The organism is Pseudobacteriovorax antillogorgiicola (genome assembly GCF_900177345.1).
GTDB lineage: Bacteria > Bdellovibrionota_B > Oligoflexia > Oligoflexales > Oligoflexaceae > Pseudobacteriovorax > Pseudobacteriovorax antillogorgiicola.
Genome location: NZ_FWZT01000011.1, coordinates 122,836 through 142,543, shown reverse-complemented (window position 1 = coordinate 142,543; position 19,708 = coordinate 122,836). Strand labels below are relative to the sequence as shown.

Below are 19,708 nucleotides of genomic sequence, written 5' to 3'. Positions count from 1 at the left end.
ACATTAGCGAGGGTAGCTTATGGCATCTCTAGAATCATCAATAAAAGAAATGATCAAGACTAGATTTACAGCCAGAAACTTCTGTACATCTTTCGAATCTAGCGCTGATTGCCTTGAGGTTACGGTTCAAGGCTTCGGTACAATATCGACTCCTCTTCAGCCAAAAATGATACGAGAGCTAATAAAAATAGCCCAGCCATCGCAATTCGGTTTTAAGGATAAGACTCTATATGATCAGAATATTCGCAAGTCTTATGAAATAGAGAAGTCTTGTATTAGCCTTGGAAGGGAGTTTGAAGAGCAGATAGAAAGCTCCTTAGAAAGAATAAAGAAGGATCTTCTTATCCCCTCGGATGGTGACTTGAGAGCTGAACTTCATAATTTGCTGATATATGAAAAATCCTGCTTCTTTGACTTTCATCAAGATTCAGAAAAAGAAGATGGGATGATAGCTACCCTATCGATCATATTGCCGACGACTTATCGTGGAGGTGAACTTGTTATTGACTACCAAGGCCATACTGAAAGCCTTGGGTCGTGTAACTACTCGAAGTATGGCCGTGAACCATCCCTCCAGTATGTGGCTTTTTATGCTGACTGCCAACACAAGATTAATAAGCTTAGCTATGGTTATCGGCTCGCTCTCACATTTAATCTTATATTAGAACATGGTAAGGAGCAGAAATCAGAGCGGGTAAGTGGCGGTCTTGCGAAATCATTGGATAGCTATTTTTCTGCACAACATGCAGTTCCTTCGAATTACAGAAAAACTCCAAAATGGTTTGTCTTCCTACTAAATCATCAATACACACCTAGAAGTTTAGCTTGGGAAAACCTTAAGGGGGCCGATAGAACTGTTGCTAAAGAGTTTAAGCAAGCTGCTAAAGAATTAGATTTAGAAATATTTCTTACTCTGGCTGAATCCCATGAAACCTGGTCTGCTTATGAGTCCAGATCTCCTCGGTACTATGACTATGTCGATGATTTAGAGGAAGATTCGGAGGAGGGTGTTGAAATCGACGACTTAGTCAACAGCGAGACAAGCCTTTCAGGGTGGATTGATCAATGTGGCAAGAAGTTAGACTATGGAGAAAAATATATTCGTGATGAGTTTATCTTCTCGACCTTAGATAATAGCTCTCTTGTGCCCGAAAAGAGTGAATATGAAGGGTTCATGGGTAACTATGGGAATACTATTGATCGTTGGTATAACAGGTCGGCGATCGTTCTGTGGGAGAAAAACCATTCGATAATTGCGAAGATGTCTATCGATCTTAATTGCGGACTCTCTGAATATTGCCGGCTTTTGAAGCATGATTTTGAAAAATCGTCTCATCTATTTCCTTCGGTATTAGCATACCTAGGAAGTGATTACGGTTTACAGGATGTCGAGGAACCGATCCTTTTAGATTTTCTCTTGGCGATAAAAAAGTATGAATTTTTTGCAGCTTTGTGCAAACATTTGAGTTTGCGACAAATTCTAAACCTTGGAGTAGAAGGTATCGAGGAGCTGATTATTCAGTATGGTGACAGTAAGATCGCCACGAGTCTGTCGAATCTAAAAATAGATGATAGGAGTCGTCTTATCCCCTCAGTTTTATCAACAATGATCAAGAGCATGTGGATAAAGGCACCGGAGTTCTCAGACTTTGTACTTAACAAGTGGATAGGTGAGTTCGAGTCAAATATTTCAAATTCGGGATATCGTTTCTATAGTAAAGAAAGTCGTCTCCAATTCACGAAAGAGATACAACTGAATCTTAAGTCTTTAGCAGAAGTACTAACATTTATTGAAAGGAAGCAATTTGCAGTGGGGCTTTTGGATCAGATGGTTAAAGAGATCCATGTGTTTCAGTCAATCTACCTATTTGAACTTCTTTCATCGAGCGATCTTTGCGATTTTTTCGAAGACTTCGAACAATACCGTCAGATCAAAAGCTTGGCTGAAGCTGAAATAAAGACCTTTTTGAAAGATGATCTTGGCCCTAGCAATTGGAAAATTGATGACATGCTTCCATGTGATTGTGAACTTTGCACAGAGTTGAATAAGTTCCTAAGATCCCCAATTACCCAGAAAAAAGTATGGCCGCTGAATAAATACAACAGAGGGCATATACACCAAACCATAGATTCGCTCGATTTACCGTTGACCCATGAGACTGAAAGGGTTGGAAGGCCATATAGGCTTATTCTTCGGAAGACTCCAGCTATGTTCTCACTTAGAAAAGAAAAGGAAAAAAAATATCAGGATCTGCTTAAGCGTATGAGCTAGATGGAGCGATTCGATCAGATGGATTAAATTCAAGTAATGGTCACTCCAACATCTGTCGGGGTTCTAAGTGGGTTGGTAGGAGTCAAGGTACGACATTCGCCCCAGGAAAAATGGCTTCCTCAAAATCAGGAAGCATTTCCTGTTTTTCATGAAAGATCCAGCTAGGCTAGGATTTCACCTCAAAATAAAAGCGTTATATCAGCGACCTAACAAGTCAAAAAATCTGGCATCAAAGTTGAATTGCAACCACCGGGACCATCTCATCTAAGACTTACGAACGGTCGTTCACCAGAAGTTTATGCTTGCCCCTGATGGTATTAAAAGTTACTCACCATGAAGAAAATAGGGCAAAGGAAGGCAATTCCATCTTCCTTGGGGACATCTATCGACTCAGACTCTTACGAGTGGCCATGTGTTTTTAGGTGGGTGACCTGATTGGATTGTTGATAAGACATACAACGGAGTAAATTTGAGACTTTTAAGCCGGACTGAGGCATTAAAAGACTACATCGATGCCTTTTCTGATGTTGAGCTTGAGACCAACTTTGCGAAAATATCCCATGAAGCGCTTGAAAATCTTGACATAGCAACCCAACTGACAACTGATGATATATATGACTTTTTAACTTCACAGAATATAGCGCAAAAGAATCTGTTGACGTTCGCTAGTCCAGGAATAGCTCTTCATCAAGGACGAGGCTTCCATGTGGTGCTCGCTTGCTGGCCTGCTGATAGAACTGAAATACACAACCATGAGTTTGAAGGGGCATTTCAAGTTCTGTCGGGGAGTAGTTTGGACCTTGAGTTCAGTGTTTCCAAGGGTAAACCTCTCATTGCGAGCTTCTCCCAAGCAAAATTAGAGTTGACTGCTGTTCAGCGCTACGGAAAAGGTGATTCACGGCAGATCACCAATGACTATGTACATAGCATCTTTCATATGGATTCACCTACAGTGGTCCTTATAATAATGCGGAAAAATCGTGACTTTCAATTTGTCTGTACCGGCAGTGGGATCGTATATCCAAGAGATCTCTTAGCTCCCGTTTCAAGGGTATCTTTTCTTTCCAATCTGAGTAGATCTGATTCAAATAAGGGCTACCTGGATTCATTCTTTCGTTCGAATTCGGATCAAGAACTACTGATGTATCTCACAAGATATATTGATGGCAGCAACTCGGTTCAAAGTTTTATGAGCTATCTGGAGCATGAGGTCGAACAACGTTCCGAGGCACTAAGGTCCCTATTTGAGAAGCTAAGGGATGATCATGAGAGTGCTCTGAAAATCAAAGAGATTTTCCCGCGGTTGAGTGCTGAAGAGAAATACATGTGTACTCTACTTTGCTTCGATGTCGAGTTACGAGACGAAATTTTGAGGGAATTTGAAGATGAGACTCAGGTGAATTTTGAGAGTTCTGTGAACAGGTCGACTTATGCGCCTCAATTAAATGGCAAAATCGAAAAGTTGTTGACGAAAAGAAAAGGTGGTCTTTCTGCTAGGAAAACAGATGGGGCCAGTAAGAATGAAGTTCTTAGAGCGGCTATAAATCTAGATCTGGCGACGGACCTTGAGACTCGTCCAAGTTCTGGGGTGGGTAGTCTCATTAAAAAATTATCTACGCCCCGAGCTGACACAACGTTCTCGGATGGTGGGAGCACATCAATTAAAGCCCCTGATGAGTTGTAAGAGTGTTTGAACAAATAGGACAAGAAATGGTGGGGAGAAAAGTATCTTATATCTTTTGTTTTTTGATAGCTTGGCTAGCATCACATGCTTATTCAGAAAAATCGAATGAAGTGACTCTTCGTACCGCTATTTTTAGAGCCCATGATATAACCCGCTTCGATCCCATTAACTCCGGGAAAATGTCGGATAGGATCATAACGTCCGCTCTTTATTCAAATCTTTTCGAATCCAATATGGATCGTCAAAATATCAGCCTGGCGGGAGGAATTGCGGAAAGTTATCAGTGGCAGAAGAATAATACACTGGAAATCCAAATTAGAGATCTTCCTTGGGTTGTCGGTCGTGTTTCTGGAGGCGATGTTGCTTTTTCTTTCAAGAGAGTCTTTGTCAAGTCGGATAGCACGATCTCTAAAACCTTAGCTCGATATCTTTGTGGCAAGGAAAGGCTTCAATCGGTCGATGAAAAGTGCGATGGCATCAACTATTCGCAAAGATCAATATCATTGACATTTCCAAGAAAACTGCCTGGTATTCCAGCCCTGTTGAGGAATTCTCAGCTAGCCATTGTGCCTAGGATCTCAGTTGACCCGAAAAATCTCAATATTCAGGACTATTCAAAGACTACGGGACCCTATCGACATGCTGGAAAGAGCAGTAGCGGACATATCCTTCTCAAAGCCAATAGTGGTCATTGGAATAGAGATAAGTCTGCAAGTACTATTGTTATTATGGCAGATGATTATATTAGTATTGACGGAAAAAATACGCCTAAAAGCTATCTTGAATTCGTTAAGGGTAATCTGGATTTCCTTCCTCTATCGAATATTTGGTATGACAACTCTTTCTTTGCGAAAGCAATAGAAAGCCAGCCTTCGGAAGTTTTTACTACAAACGAAATGTCCGTGGCAGGTATGGTCTTTACTAAGAAGGGATTCAACCAAATGTCTCCGAAGGTGAGGAGGAAAGTTAGCCTTGATATCCAAAACCAGATTCAGAGAAAACTTAAAGAACGTAGAAAAAAATCGAAGAAAAGAAAGCTTTTTGGATACGCAAGGATAGTGAACCAGTTTGTTGCAAAGGGGGCCTTTGGCTCATTGAGTAATAGGCAGATAGATTTTCTAGAGCAGGAAGTCGCCAATGGCACCTCAGTATCTCGCAATAGAAAAACTATTGTGGGAGTGAATCCATCTATCATTAGCTTCCTTAAGAAAGCTATCAAGCACAATGGCACTTATGACTTGAGAGAGGTTGATAAGGATAAACGCTATCACCTGATTGATGTGGACCCAGGTAAAGATGCTCTTGAGCACCCCGATCTAATAGAATTGGGTGTCACTGCTGGCTACGCGGAAAGTCCTAGCACGTTCGCTCACTTCTTTGATATCGGCTTATTTAAGGCAGCTGACAATAAATCATCATTTGATATTTTGGACAACTATCTTTCCCTCTCAAAAAGGGAGCGAATGGAGTTGTTTAGACAAATTCACTTCGACTCTTTATTTACAAATCCATCTATTATTCCACTGTGGTCTTATCCATCGGTAGCTATTTATCGAGATGACTGGGCCTTGGATATTTCCAAAAACTCAACAATATCTCCACTATGGCTAGTGAAAAAGAAAGAGATGGGCAAGTGAAGCCTATCTCGTTTTTGGCGTTAATTCTTCTTGAGGCAGTCATTGTCCTTCTCGCAGCAGAGGGGTTTCAGCAGTACCACCGGAACATTTATTCAAAAAACCTTTTTCTATCTCAGAGGAATAATTTGCTTGCGGATTACTTTACACCAGCGATCGCGGATTTTGAGCGGGTGACGGGTGAGTCGAATGTTTTTATTGCTGTGGTTTATAGACACGAGGCTAGTGGAGAAAGCTTCTTTTTCAACGACACCTACCGAGTCGTTGAGCCTCTGAAAGAGTCTAAACTATTGGTGTCTGAAACCTGCTATACTGTTCGGCTGGTAGAGAAAAAGGCACTCGGTTCACTTTGCTTCTATTCGAAGCGATTTACCAATCTCTATTCGGCGTCACTATTTTTCGCGATCCTCGTTGCGATCCAATATTTGTTCTATGGTAGATCTAGAAAAAAAACGTTAGCCCAGCAAGCCATAGAACTTCAGAACCAACGGAATCGGGCTATCGCTCAGACCACTCAGATGCTTGCTCATGACGTGAGAAAACCATTTTCCTTGGTCAGCGCACTTATTGATATGGTAGCGAATGCCAGGGATTCAGAGCAGGTAAAGTTGATTCTTAATGATGGCTTATCTGATATTTCACAAGCCTTGACAAGTGTAAACGGCATGATTCAGGATGTCATGGAAGTTGGCCAATCAGTGACTCAACTGAGTTATTCTAGTGAATCTATCCCAGAGATGATTGGAGATACACTTAGAAACCTATTCCGATTCAATAGCCAAAGCGATTTCAAAATTGAAAGCCAGTTTAGTCATGGCAGTTGTGTGGAAGTTGATTCCCTCAAAGTGAATCGGGTTTTTACGAACATTCTAGGCAATGCGATTGAGCATATGGGTCATAGCGGTAGGCTATGGATCATCACGAAAGAAAGTGACGATTGGATCGAAATTTGTCTTGGAAACTCGAATTCATATATTCCTGAGAGTGACAGAAAGCAACTATTCGACGCATTCTTCACCAAAGGGAAGCAGGGAGGGACTGGGCTTGGTCTTGCTATTGCTAAAAAAATCGTAGAGGCTCATGGTGGGAAAATCTGGTGCGACTCTTCGCTTGCAAAAGGGACTGAATTCTTTATCACCTTGCCTGTATCGGGTGATCGTGACGGGAGCAGGGTAAAGATACTATCTTCTAGCCAGGAGTACTACGAAGAATCTGTGTTGAGAGCCGACGTTACAGCTTGTTCCACTATTTCTCCGGAGGCTAGAAGCTCGCAAGCCGAAGAAAAATCTTTGGAGGGAAGCCTCTTAAAAGAAATAGGCCGAGAAATCAGCTTAGCGATCATCGATGATGAGGCCGTCTATCGAGGTCACCTAAAGAGTAATCTGGCATGCAATACTAGGCTAGCAGCGAAGATAAACGTACAGGAACATCAATCGGCAGAGCAATTTCTGATTGATGTTAGCAATAACATCGATGTGGTCATAATCGATGTGGATCTAGGCAGAGGTACGATGAATGGCTTGGATGCCGTTCGTTTGATTCGAAATGAACAACCCGATAGTAGGATATGCGTTCATTCAAATCGTGGTGCGCTAGAATACTCTTCACTGGCGATGGAAGCTGGAGCAGACCTTTTCCTTCCCAAGCCGATGTCCAGACTTCATTTGCTAAAGATTCTAGCTTCCACAGTAGGGCTTAATGATGGTGAAACCGCAGCGGAAAGCAAGTCCAATATTAGAGGAAAAGTTGTCTTGGTTGAGGATAACCAGACTATAGCAAGCTCTTGGAAGCTTCTTTTCGATACCGCGCCAATTGAAGTCTTCATGAATTTTAGGACGTTCTTCATGAAATCAGGGAAACCAGACTTCTTTGAAGATGTCGATGCAGTTGTAACTGACTATTATCTCGATGATTTCAAGACAGGTATAGATGTTGCAAACCATGTTAGACAGCTAGGTTTTAGCGGGGACATCTATCTATGCAGTGGCAAAGATCACCTTGAAGCTGAGGAGCTTGAGTTGTTTTCAGGAGTGCTTCCCAAGAATCCTAGTGATGCAATGGCAAAGCTTAACACGCTTAGGTTAGGTAAGAACCGGCAGCAACAGGAAACCCAACAAATGTGCCTAAACCAGTATAAAAGTACACTCAAGTCACGAAGGCTCTTGATCGTCGAAGATATAGATCTACAACGTGAACTGTATCAAGGTATCGGATCAGATCTCATGGCTTGCGACAGTGCTGCTACTTATGAAGAAGCAGTCAAGCTGATGGAGCTTAACAATTATGACTATCTGCTCTCAGACATCCATCTGACAACAGATTTTGATGATCCCTCCGATGGTCTAAAATTGATGTCTTTTGCTAAGAAAAGGCATAGCTACATGGTGGTCGTAGGGATGTCTACAGACAGTTCGATATCGGAGTTTAGTGGGATGGATCATTTTGTTCCCAAGCCTATTCTAAGTTTAGATCAGATGGCTCAAGCACTTAGAGATGGGGAGCGCCGCTGTCAGTGAGTGAAAGTGACATCAATGATAGTGAGATTCATGCAAACAGCTTGGAAGCAACAAATGAGAGTATCAGGAGAAGCAATTCCTCTTTTTAGAAGAAGAACAAATACATATTCTAAAAATTGTCAACAGCTACAAAGACGCTTGTATATAGACTGATCATTCGAAACTTTGTCAAAACTCACTTCACTATAAAGCTGGTACCAGCTGTAGCCCAAAGCATAATCGAAGCGGGATTTTCAATTGAGGAGCTTATGATGATTCCTAAACATAGAAGAACCTCAGTACCAATGAGAGAGTCCTTAGCTATTACCCTGAAAATCCAAGCGAATCTAAACGATAAGAGTATTTTTGACTGAAAAATAAACTTGCTTCACCGCAATTTTTACGTTAACTCGAAGATATCGTTTCTGATGTGCCGAAGGGCAATAAAAAGGCAGGGTAAGGGGGTTAATATGAAAGTAAGTTACTGTTTTAAAGCCGTTACGCTTTCAAGTTTCGTTTTTGTAGGTGGTGCACAAGCGAGCACTGGAGTAAGTCAAGATAGTCCATCCGACCAACTTCCTCCTACAATAATCGAAGACCATGGAGAAGTTGACTATCTAGATTTACTGCTTAAGGGGTTTTGGCAAGATGTAAAATCGCCAATAGCAGAATTGAGGGCACGGTAAGTCATGAGTATTACGATCCCAGAATATTATGACTTGGTTAGTGAACTGTACTCGCAGAACGAGTGTGCCTCAGTCAATTTCATCGGACAATTTATCGATGACTTTCTTGCTGATTTGCCCGAGGGAGCCTCCATCGCCGATCTAGGTTGTGGCCCGGGTGATGAAGCAGAGAAGCATGGGGATCGACTTTACTTTTCGGGGGTGGATGTTTCTAGAAAGGTTCTGGAGAGCTATCAAAAGAGAGTCAATGCGTCGAAGACATTCCATAACTCTATTAACAGTCTTCCCTTTGATGATAACTCATTTGATGCGTTGATGTTCTTGTTTTCGATTCTTCACATCGATCATGAGAATGGAAAGAAAGCGATAAGCGAAGCTTATCGTGTTCTTAAACCAAATAGTAAGATGATGTTTGCTACCGCGATAGGAGAAGCAAATACCGTCATCCATGCAATTCATCCAGAATTTATGAAGATTGACCATCTCAAACCTATTCCATTTTATCTTTGGAATCCAGATGATTTGAGAGCCGAGTTGCTTGCAGTAGGGTTTGAAATTGAGTCTGATGACGTTGGGCCAATCGCTGAGGGCAGAGGAAGTATCATCAAGTTGACTGCAAAAAAAAAATTAGCGATGTAGTTTCCGATCCTGACTCAGGCAATAGATTTAGATCAAAAAGTGCTGAGGAATCTGTAAAAATTGGTATGGCTCTAAAAAAAAGAGCTGGCCTATCTAGAATATCTAGTATCAACAAACTTGCCAACCAACTAATGCCCGTTTTCCAAGGGTACAGGCCTCATTCAACCATTGATATATCGACATGTTCAGGGAAAGGTCTAACCACAGAGCTGGCTTTAGCCAGCCTTCTGTTTGAAGCATATGAGATAGCGGTTGCGGAGAGAGTGCGATGTCAAAGTATTGTGCTTTCGTCGCGGAAGATGGTTGATAGTAAGATGGATCATGTCCCAGTAGGAAGCTTAGGCCAAGTAGGTTTTTGTGAGGACAAAGCGGTCGAGTGGATTCCTGTAAAGGACTTTGATACCGACACGTGGGTTTACGCTCCCATTGCTTCACTGTACTTTCATCCTGGCATATTCAGCGCTACAAGTAACGGTCTTGCCACTGGTCTAAGCTTCTATGAGTCCCTAATGTATGGGTTATTAGAGGTTGTTGAACGTCATGCTCACACGTGGGCGCTTCTTAGGAAGAGAGCGTTTAGTGTAAGAAACTACAAAAGTCAGATATCTGCTGAGCTTAAAGATGAACTTTTATCTCTCCAGGAACAGGGAGTCCAGGTGGAAATTAATGACATATCTACGGAGCTTGGAATACCGTGTTTCTACTCTGTTTTTGTAGAGCCCACTCTCGATGGTATGAGAAGTTTCAATAGCGGTGTCGCATGTCATCTAGATAAAAAGACTGCTCTCGAATCAGCAATCTCAGAAGCGCTTCAGTCTAGGGCCGTCTCGGTATCTGGTTCCAGAGAAGACCTGAATGAGAAACACTCAGCAATAGGAGATTCTCGGGTGTTTAGCTTTTGGTATTCGTCTGATAGCAAGGAGCAGAGAGACTTTGATGACATTATTAGTTTAACTGCCATATCAAGCCTATCAGCAATTAATTTGATTCTGGAAACTGTCAGAAAAAATGATAAATCCTTAGGAAGATATCTCTACTATACCTATCCAAGTGAGAATGGAACCTATGTCACCCGATCAATTATAGAGGGTGCTGAGCAGTTCGGATTATGTCGGCATCGGTTTGGCCAATCAGTTTTCAACTATTTGAAGGGGTCTATAGGATGAGGTGTTTTCGGCAAATATTTTTCCTCTTCCTGCTTTCAAGCCAAGCTTTTTCTAATGGGATACAATATTGCCCTACTCTGCATGTGGATGAAATGCCCTCTGAATTCAATAGTGGAAAGATGGTTGATTTGGCAAGCCATATAATGGTTAATCAGGTGTGTGAGAGGCTAGTTAAAAAAGCTGCAGATGGAGCATTTACCAGCGAAGCTGCTCTCAAGTGGAAGTTTGACAAGACAGGGACAAGTCTTGTGATTTGGCTTAGGGGCGATAGGCTTGTCAGAAAAAATGAACTAGTTACAGCTGCCCATGTTAAGCGAATGATTGAGACAGTCTTGAAAGCTGGTGTAGTACATGGATTCAAGAAAATTATCGGTTCAGGTGAATTTCTGAGCAATGCTTCAAATGAGGTCCAAGGTGTCGAAATACTTTCTAAGTTCAAAGTAAAACTTAGTTTTACTGAGCCATACTTTTCGATATTGGATGATTTATCCGGCCTTCACGCATCTTTATGTGTTGAAGATGATCTTGGTATAGCTGGTAGTGGCCCTTATTTCATCGAATCGATCGACAAGAACATATTTAGGTTTCGTGCAAAAGACAGAAATATTGTTGGCCCAAAAGTGTTTTGTATCTCTGATAAATCTCAGAAGGGAACATTTCTATCAATAGGAACACCTTCGTCAAAGAATGAATTTGATGCTTCTTTGAGTTACTTTATTCCTGAGATTCGGTTCATAGGATTTAACTTAGATAGTATTTATGGCGATATTAGAAGAAGAAGATCTGTTTTGAAGTTGTTTGGGCAAATTGAAAAGGATCTGAAATATGACCTTGGTGGCTTTATTCCTCTCGGTTTAGCGGGACACAATCCAAAACTAAAGCTTAATACTGATGGCAAGTCTATCAATCCGACCAATCTGGAAATTGACTATTACTTAAAAGACTTTGATGAAGTAGCATCAATTTTATGCAAACAAGCTAAAAAAGTAGGGGTAGAGTGTAAGGCAAATCGTGTTTCACTTAAAAGATTTCTTCAACTAAACCAAGAAAACAAGCTCAAATTGTTCATGGGGAGGTTCTTACCATCAGTTCAATCGACGAGAGACTTGGTTTCGGTGTTCAAACCAGATAGCCAGTTAAACTTTTTTTTTAAGTCCGATTCCAGTAGCGAGCACCAAAAACAGATAACAAGGTTCTTGGAACCAATCTATAGCGCTAACTATAGGAGAATGGTTGATGCTTCAAAAGAACTAGATAGTTATTTAGTGAACAATTTGATCATGGCTCCAATAGAATATGGGGTTATGAAGAAGATTTTTTTCAACTCAAACTATATTAGAGGAGAACTGAATATAAACTCTCCTCTTGACTTAGAAATCGAGAAACTTGATGTCAAAGACGCATATCTACTCCGGCACTAGTATCCAGATCGCGTCTAGCTCGGACGATATAGTTGTGCATCCCCCCATTGCCAGAGGGTGTCTCCGAGAATCTAGATTTAAATGTAACGATCGGATACTGATCATTGATGGTTTTTTCCACCAGAAGGAGGCTGTTGACCTTACCGAGATTAGGCGTTTGATCGGCATAGGTGTGTCGATAGCAGGGGCATCGTCTATGGGTGCTCTGAGAGCGGTCGAGGCCCAATCGCTTGGAATGAAGGGCTTTGGACACATATATCGATGGATTAGGCGGCAAATAATAGTTGACGATGAGATTGTGGCACAGTTGGTTGATCCAAGGAACTTTCAACCGATCACCTTTGCTTTAGTCGATGTCATATATGCGCTGAGAACGTTGAAATATCGAAAGCTAATAGACTTTAGACAATATAGTGAACTAGTTAGCGTGGTGAGTGAAAGACATTATACAGAAAGAGACCTAGATATGCTAAGGACAGCGATGCGAAAAGTAGGCGCTGATCAAGAAATGCTAGGCGATAATCTTAAAGCAGGAACCAGAAAAAAATCGGATGCAATGATTGCCATTAAGAAGCTTGGAATAGATTCGATGGTTGAAGTGCTATAAAAGCCCACTAGGACGGTGTATATTAGTGTATCTCAAAGACTATATCCGTAAAAGTCTGATCAGGCCTTTAGTAGCGGTTGTTGCTATAGGAATGCTCCTAGTCTCATTTGTCGATCTTTGGTACCTTGATTATAGCTACCGACAAGGTGTGAGAAATAAAGTAAAAAGTTTTATAAATCTAGAACGACAATCTTTTCAAACCTTCGACTATATTAGAGTAAATAGAAGCCTTAGAAGCATATTCTCAGATGAAGAATATCGCTACCTAGAAGTTTATGATGTCCACAGATTGAAAATTGGATCTTTGAAAAGGGACGGTTACTCCTACGAAAAGACTTTTAGTCCTTGTGATTCAGACAAGGATAGTTGCTTTAACTATCGGTTTCATGAGCATAGCTTACATTTGAACTTTGTTGTCTTTATGCGTGTTGACCAAGCATTGATAGAAGTCCGTGGAGTCGTTAGTCCAGTTGCGAAAATGACACCACTTCTAGTACGCTCGGCTACTATTTTCTTAGTAGTATTCTTGGGAATCCTTTTCAGCATAAGTTTTCTTGAAACGGGGATGCTTCGGCGTATCGGGATTGTTTCAGATCTTAGTAGGAAAATAAACAGACTAAAGGATCTAAATGATATCGCAGATCTGATCCAGGGAAAAACAACTGGAATTACAGAAATTGACAGCTTTCTGGAGAAAATAAGCGTTTTGAGTGTTGATATCAAGAAGCTTTCAGGACGGATTCTCGCTTCAAAAAAGAAGGTCGCTATTGCTCAAGCTACGCAAATGCTTGCCCATGACTTCAAAGGACCATTAACTGTCTTTCAAAAAGTAGCCTATGGCTCGGAAAGAGACTTTTCTGAAGAGAAAGAAAATCTAGTAAAGGCCCTTAATCGAATTTTATCCATGGCGGACTCTATAAAGAGGGCTGATTTAGATTCACAAGTGAGGCCATCGAGCCATGATCTTTTACTGGATGGTATTCTATCCAGTGTTCAAAGCTATGCTGAAGGTCATTCTGTAGAATTTGTAGCGAACACACCGGATTTAGTAGATATTCATATTGACTTAGTCAAGGTTGAAAGGGCTATTTCAAACTTACTCTTCAATGCTATTGAAGCTGCAGAATCAAAAGTGGTGCTATCTTGGTCCTTAAAAAATCAGGCTCTCGTGATTAAGGTCAGGGACGATGGGCCTGGCGTTCCCGCGCCAATCGAGTCAAGTCTCTTTACTGAAGGTACGACATTTGGCAAGGAAAGTGGAACTGGTCTAGGACTTGCATTCGTAAATCATGTTGCTCGGGGGCATGGAGGAGCAGTTGAATACTACAGAGAAGGAAATCTATCAGTGTTTCAGATGACTTTGGAAGATGTGAGAATAAAACCGGCCCGTAAGCTTGACCGAATCAGGGCCAAGAATGATTCCGCAGTTGGTGGAAATTGTGAATCTATTTCCCATATCTTGTTATCTTTGGAAGATCTGTCAACCCAAGAGAAAGTTGTTGAGTCGCTCTCACAGCGTTTTGGTATCACGATTTCTACGTCTATAGACGCAATGCCATATTGCCAAATAATCTATACTGACGACCCGGCCTTCCTGCTAAGCGAATGCCCGGAAGGGGTGCGAATAATCATAAACAGTGCTGAAAAAGCTGAGTCAATATTGACAAGAGTTCTGCAGGGAGAGGACCGTGAGAAAGAAGTCCATACTAATAGTTGAAGATGCTATTGATCAGATTGAAAGGTATAGGGACTTAGTTTCTGAGATCTATCAAGTCTATCTGGCAACTAATATCAGAGAGGCAGAAGAGATACTGAATCTGGAATCAATTAATATACTACTGACGGATATACACCTTAAGCAATCTCAGAGCCAAAATACTTACGAAGGCTTTAATATAATTGAATTTGCTAAAAAGCATCATCCCGAGGTCTTGGTACTAGTTATGAGTGCCGACCCTAAAATTGAAACCTACAATCAAGCATTTTCCTTAGGGGCACGATGCTTTCTGAAGAAGCCAATCATTAATTCTGCGGAAATTCAAATTGCTATCGAGTCAGCAGAACAGAATAGGCTTATTGATAGATTCAAAGAATCAAATCGAATAACTTTTCCGAAAAACCTCAATCTGAAATGCGAAGATGGTTTAGTGCTTCCTGATAAAGTGAGAACAGCGGTTCGAGGAGTTGCTCGAGTAAGGGATATTCCTGTAGTGATCTATGGTGAAACGGGAACGGGAAAGGAAGAAGTAGCTAAACTGATCCATAAGCGGCGTGTTGAGGTTGAGGGTAATATTCCGTTCGTAGCAGTTAATTGCGCGAATTTGAAAGATACTGCCGCACTCTCATTACTATTTGGACATAAAAAAGGTTCATTTACTGGTGCTTCTGAAACAACCGTCGGCTATATTGGTGAGGCAGATGGTGGAATACTTTTCCTTGATGAGGTGCACAGGCTGGATGAAGAGTGTCAAGCTAGACTTTTGCGGGTCTTGAATGACGGAACCTATCAACGGTTTGGCGATACGAAAGAACTGTACTCAAGGTTTCAAGTGGTAGTTGCTTCGTCCCGTGATCTCGACGTACTTGTTGAAGAAGGCAAATTCCTAATGGACCTGCGCTCAAGGATTACGGGCGTTGATATAGAGCTTCGCCCGTTAAGAGATAGGATTTCAGACCTAAATCTGCTTGTTCCACTATATTTTGCCAAAAATAGGATAGAAGTAAAAGGTACTGAAGTAATAAAAATCATTGAAAAGTGTTCCGAATTCTACTGGCAAGGGAATATTAGGCAGCTTTTTAATGTACTGCGATCTCTAGAAATGCAGTGTTTGATGAATGGTTCTGAAATTCAAGCTAGCTTACTTCCTTTATTTCGCTCAATGCTAGATCCTTCGAAGAGTGATTTAAGAGGGGGTCATTCAGATGTGGATATTCTTCGCACTCTTAACGAAGATGTCGATTATAAGGAAAGTATGAATCTCTTTGAGAAACACTACCTAAGATCTCTTCTATCTCGCCATAGAACCGTAACAGATGCTGTCAAAGCAGTGAACATAAGTCGTAGCAGTCTTGATCTAAAGATAAAGAAATACAGCTTGGTCAATAAAAATTTGGAGTCGTAATTCTCCACCTCCTTAGTTCATAGCGAAGTTCTATGGGCCAGGGGAGTGTGAGACAATCAGAGTGAAAGTAGTCCGGTAGCCTGGAAATGGCCAAGGCTAGCCCTTGATAGGCTGGCAGAAGGCCAGTTGGTATTCAATTAGGTCAATTATCAGCTTAATGATGCTGTCACCACCGAAAACCTAACCGCAAGCTAAGAGTCGATTGATGGACTTGATCTTCAACCCTTCCCCATTCACTATAAGTATCACCGTGAAAACTTTCAAGATCCATGGAAGCTGTTAGTTGCTGATCTGAAGTTAAAGAGGAGTATTGCACTCCAATAATAGAAATAGAGCTACTATCACTAAGAGAGTGATAACCTCTTATAATCGGTGACCATGGACTACCGAAATGAGTAATAGCATTGATGTATAAGAGGTCACGGCTGAGCCACTGACTCGCTCCCCAAATAAAGGTATCATTTGAACCTGGTTTCCGATGGTCATATGAGTCATAGCGTGTTCCTAAACTTACTCGCTTATCTCCACGATCAAGCCCCTCCAGATAGTCTCGACTTCGCGTTCCATTAAGTCCATGGCTAATACGAATCAATTCCAGCCCTAGGGATAGTGGTAGGTTCCCGATTCCCATACGAGTGCCTAGCAAGCCATCACTGTAGATCGTTTCACGGTCACGTCGTTTGTGTAGGTTGTATTCAAGATAGACAACCAAAAAGTCCAATGGTGTGGCACTTAGGTTCTGGCCAAAAAATCTCTGGCCAACAATTGTTCGGCTTTGGAGAGTATCTCCCTCATGATCAATTGTCACATAGGGAACCATAAGATCTCGATCTTTCTCAAAGATCGTCATTGCTCCAAGTGAAAGTTCCCCATGTATCATAGCAGATATTTTGAGCATATCGGAGCCACGATCGACAACAAATGGTCCTTGATCATTTCGCATTCCAGTACGTTCTGGCTGGGAAGGGTTGGTGCTGATTCCTGAGCCGATTCGATAGGAGTAGCGACCGACAATAAAACTCCATGTATCGGTTTCCCATTTGTTAAAGGCTTCGATCACTTCTCCGGCGCATGGCTCGTGATTATCAAGGTGGCTCCCTGATTGGCATTCACCTTGAACATCAAAAACTCCTAGAAGAGATTCGTCACCCCATTCTCCTTTTAACCTTAAACTGAACGTGTTTACATTAACAGGTTCGCCACCCTTTGCATCTCGCCAATAGCTATTGGTAGCTTCCATGGACGGGTACATGCTCAAGTCTTCAGCCTTTAGATCACAACTATGTAGCAAAAGGCAAAAACAGAGGACAGAAGGAAGGAAATCCTTCATCTAACTTGCTCCTTGATAATCTTCTTGGTGGATCGGGATAACTTGGCCTTCGCATAGAAGCTCAATGGCCATTCCTTGACGGGTCTAACACCTAAAAAACTTACCTTAGTCTGCCTCTTTGGGTTGATGGCATCTACCACGGTGATTCCATCCAAAATTCGATCCTTGTCTAGGTAAATAGGTAGGCCTTTTTTGATCATTTTTCCTGAAAGAGCAAAGTACTGGATCTCTTTTAGCTGAGAGCTTTGCTCGTCAAACTCCAGTACTATTGAACCGTAGCTAGCCTCTCTACCAACACCCTTTAGCTCCAGAAAAGAGACTCCATTCTTTCGAGATAGACTCTTTACTTGGTAATCAACACCATTAAAACGCACATCTAAGATATCACCTATGGAGGCTTCTCCTACAATGCGTTGTGTTGGAGAAATTCGAAGCTGTAGGCGACTTCCCTCCTTCTGAATCCAAACCCCCTTCGTAGTGCGTAATACAGCCATCCTTTGTCTCTTCGCCCCGGAAACTGCCACAGCTATTTTATTATAGCCTTGCGACGCCGAGCGATAGACGACTTTGGATTTTTCCTTCCCATCGATGAGATGCTGAAATTCAACTTCAGCAAGAAATGGTATATCTTTAGGGTATGGGAATTGGCTATTGATCTTCTGCAATAGTTCTTTTCCGTCGAGATCCTGAGATTCAGAAGAAATCCCGATTGCAGGGACGATTGCGCACAAAATAACAGCTGTTTTCAGAAGTAGATCGATGATTTTGCGACGACTCGCAGTTCGAACTGGAAATACACTAGCCAATGCAGCACTAAATAAGGTTATAGACATCACGATTGCAACTCCCTTCCAATCAATAAATAATTTTAAATTGTAACCTTTATTTGCACCTGGTGGTGGTGGCATTGGAATACCACCAATAAGGTCGATTCCCCCAGCAATTGTTAGAGCGAGACCAGCCCCCACAGTGCACCCCACGAGAGCGAGAATTACTGTCTCGTGTATAAACAGAAAACTGATAAATCGCCTAAAAATGCCAATTGAACGGAGGATTCCGATTTCATCATTTCGCTCCATAATTGACATATGAATCGTGTTAGACATGGCCAACAGAGAGACAAGAGACAGAATAACTAGGAAAATCAAAAACAGCCGATCATTAAGGTTTTTAACACCCAAATAGAAATCTGCCACTTCGTGCCATGGTTTAGCCTGAAAGCCAGGGTACTGTTCCATAATCCTCTGAAGTTTAATTATAGCCAGATCTGTGGTTTCAGTATCGTAAAGTGATAGAGCCAAATAATCGGCCTGCTTTGATTGTAGTGAAGCTATAGCTGTCGAGAACGGTATAATCAAACGAACGGCCTCAATATCTCTGGAACGAGACTCTAGCAAACCCAGAATCGACACGTCGATCGCATTCATTCGACCGTCATCGGTAGATACCAATAGAGAAGCCGAATCTCCGATAGCCAATTCTAGACGTTCCGCCATGCGCCTACCTATGACTACTCCATAAGGCTCCTCCTCGATGATATTCTCTCCCAAGTTTACTGGCGACCAACTGCTTAAGGAAATTTGTCCCTCTGGATCAACAGCATCGGCAACGAAAACAGTGCTGCCTTCTCCGGTACCGATCACACCGCTGAATGTGCGCTTTAGGGAGGATCCTTCTATGAGTTTCGCGAGAGCTGGATCTTCAAGAATATGTGTTTCAATTTCTGACAAATCACGTATCTCACTACGTTCTTTTTCAGGCGTGCTAGAGCCAAACCAGCTGGATCTTGCAATCTGCACGTGCCCGTTTCCAGATCTAGCAAAGTTCTCACTAAGCCCCCAGTATGTATATTGCATATAGCCATAGAAAACTAATGATCCCAAGACGCCAACACAGATGGACATAACAGTTATTACGCTACGTTTAGGTGAACGCATCAAATTAAGACAGGCCATCTTTAATAAAAATTTGTAGATCATTGAGTCACCTCCAACTGGCCATCTTTCATCTTGATAATGCGATTCGCCCGCTGGGCCACTTCGGGGTCATGAGTAGAAACAATTGCCATAATCTGCTCTTCCGCCACAATCTCTTGAAATAGGTCCAAGACATCACCTGAGGTACTCGAATCCAAATTTGCGGTGGGCTCATCTGCAAAGATGATACGCGGTCGATTGACCAAAGACCGTGCTATAGCAACCCTCTGCCTCTGACCACCGCTCAACTGGCTAACTCGTCTCTTATTAAATTCACCAAGTCCGACTCGTTCTAAGAGGTGCTTAGCATACGACTGACTCCGCCTCACATCACGACTAAGGTATATAGCTGGTAAGGCAACATTCTCTACCACACTGAGAGTGGGAATTAAGTGATAGGACTGAAAAATAAATCCGAATCGCGAAAGCCGAAAACTACTTTTCTTATCGTCTCCTAGACTGTCGATACGTTGTCCTTCAAAATAGATTTGTCCTGATTCAACAGGATCAATGAGGCCAAGACAGTGGAGTAGAGTCGATTTTCCAGATCCGCTTGGTCCTACTAGCGCGACTAGGCCATCATCTTGAAACCGAGCAGATACTCCTCTAAGCGCTTGGTAGCTTTGTTCCCCTAAAGAGTAGTACTTATTAATACCTTCAACTACTAGTTCCATAA

General features: G+C 41.9%; 14 protein-coding genes. 11 read left to right on the top strand and 3 right to left on the bottom strand.

Translation table 11 applies throughout. The features are described 5' to 3' along the window. Window positions 1-49: 49 nt before the first annotated feature. The 11 genes from B9N89_RS15660 (at window position 50) to B9N89_RS15610 (ending at window position 15,726) form a co-directional block, all read left to right on the top strand. Entirely contained in the window at window positions 50-2,272 is a 2,223-nt protein-coding gene (locus B9N89_RS15660; protein WP_234996118.1) for a hypothetical protein, read from the top strand. Window positions 2,273-2,741: 469 nt separating this feature from the next. Next, entirely contained in the window at window positions 2,742-3,956 is a 1,215-nt protein-coding gene (locus B9N89_RS15655) for a cupin domain-containing protein (RefSeq protein ID WP_132320057.1), read from the top strand. A 233-nt stretch (window positions 3,957-4,189) separates the two neighbouring features. Then, on the top strand, window positions 4,190-5,593 hold the full coding sequence (locus B9N89_RS15650; protein ID WP_132320059.1) for a periplasmic substrate-binding domain-containing protein: 1,404 nt from the start codon (window positions 4,190-4,192) through the stop codon (window positions 5,591-5,593). Then, window positions 5,560-8,106 carry a response regulator gene (locus B9N89_RS15645; protein WP_132320061.1) on the top strand — a complete coding sequence of 849 codons (2,547 nt, stop codon included), beginning with the start codon at window positions 5,560-5,562 and terminating at the stop codon, window positions 8,104-8,106. The genes B9N89_RS15650 and B9N89_RS15645 overlap by 34 nt, the downstream gene beginning before the upstream one ends. 449 nt (window positions 8,107-8,555) lie before the next feature. Next, window positions 8,556-8,771 carry a hypothetical protein gene (locus B9N89_RS15640; protein ID WP_132320063.1) on the top strand — a complete coding sequence of 72 codons (216 nt, stop codon included), beginning with the start codon at window positions 8,556-8,558 and terminating at the stop codon, window positions 8,769-8,771. A 3-nt stretch (window positions 8,772-8,774) separates the two neighbouring features. Beyond that, window positions 8,775-9,410, top strand: a complete 636-nt coding sequence (locus B9N89_RS15635) for a class I SAM-dependent methyltransferase (protein WP_132320065.1) — start codon at window positions 8,775-8,777, stop codon at window positions 9,408-9,410. Further along, window positions 9,398-10,576 (top strand): YcaO-like family protein, encoded by a 1,179-nt coding sequence (locus tag B9N89_RS15630; RefSeq protein WP_327355325.1) that lies wholly within the window; start codon window positions 9,398-9,400, stop codon window positions 10,574-10,576. The genes B9N89_RS15635 and B9N89_RS15630 overlap by 13 nt, the downstream gene beginning before the upstream one ends. 83 nt (window positions 10,577-10,659) lie before the next feature. Next, window positions 10,660-11,997: a periplasmic substrate-binding domain-containing protein gene (locus B9N89_RS15625; protein ID WP_132320069.1), complete on the top strand. Its 1,338-nt coding sequence runs from the start codon at window positions 10,660-10,662 to the stop codon at window positions 11,995-11,997. Continuing rightward, window positions 11,966-12,604 carry a TfuA-like protein gene (locus B9N89_RS15620; RefSeq protein WP_132320071.1) on the top strand — a complete coding sequence of 213 codons (639 nt, stop codon included), beginning with the start codon at window positions 11,966-11,968 and terminating at the stop codon, window positions 12,602-12,604. Before B9N89_RS15625 ends, B9N89_RS15620 begins: the two co-directional genes overlap by 32 nt. Beyond that, the gene (locus tag B9N89_RS15615) at window positions 12,591-14,321 is read left to right on the top strand and encodes a sensor histidine kinase (protein WP_132320073.1); all 1,731 of its coding nucleotides are present in this window, start codon (window positions 12,591-12,593) and stop codon (window positions 14,319-14,321) included. The genes B9N89_RS15620 and B9N89_RS15615 overlap by 14 nt, the downstream gene beginning before the upstream one ends. Continuing rightward, on the top strand, window positions 14,293-15,726 hold the full coding sequence (locus B9N89_RS15610) for a sigma-54-dependent transcriptional regulator (protein ID WP_132320075.1): 1,434 nt from the start codon (window positions 14,293-14,295) through the stop codon (window positions 15,724-15,726). Before B9N89_RS15615 ends, B9N89_RS15610 begins: the two co-directional genes overlap by 29 nt. A 166-nt stretch (window positions 15,727-15,892) precedes the next feature. On the opposite strand, the gene B9N89_RS15605 is transcribed toward B9N89_RS15610, so the two are convergent. From B9N89_RS15605 to B9N89_RS15595, 3 genes are read right to left on the bottom strand one after another with little or no spacing between them, the layout of a single operon-like run. After that, window positions 15,893-17,056: a hypothetical protein gene (locus B9N89_RS15605; protein WP_132320077.1), complete on the bottom strand. Its 1,164-nt coding sequence runs from the start codon at window positions 17,054-17,056 to the stop codon at window positions 15,893-15,895. Continuing rightward, window positions 17,053-19,035, bottom strand: coding sequence for an FtsX-like permease family protein (locus B9N89_RS15600; RefSeq protein ID WP_132320079.1), 1,983 nt, complete (start codon window positions 19,033-19,035; stop codon window positions 17,053-17,055). The genes B9N89_RS15605 and B9N89_RS15600 overlap by 4 nt, the downstream gene beginning before the upstream one ends. Continuing rightward, window positions 19,032-19,706, bottom strand: a complete 675-nt coding sequence (locus B9N89_RS15595) for an ABC transporter ATP-binding protein (protein ID WP_132320081.1) — start codon at window positions 19,704-19,706, stop codon at window positions 19,032-19,034. The genes B9N89_RS15600 and B9N89_RS15595 overlap by 4 nt, the downstream gene beginning before the upstream one ends. Between the last annotated feature and the right edge of the window lie 2 nt (window positions 19,707-19,708).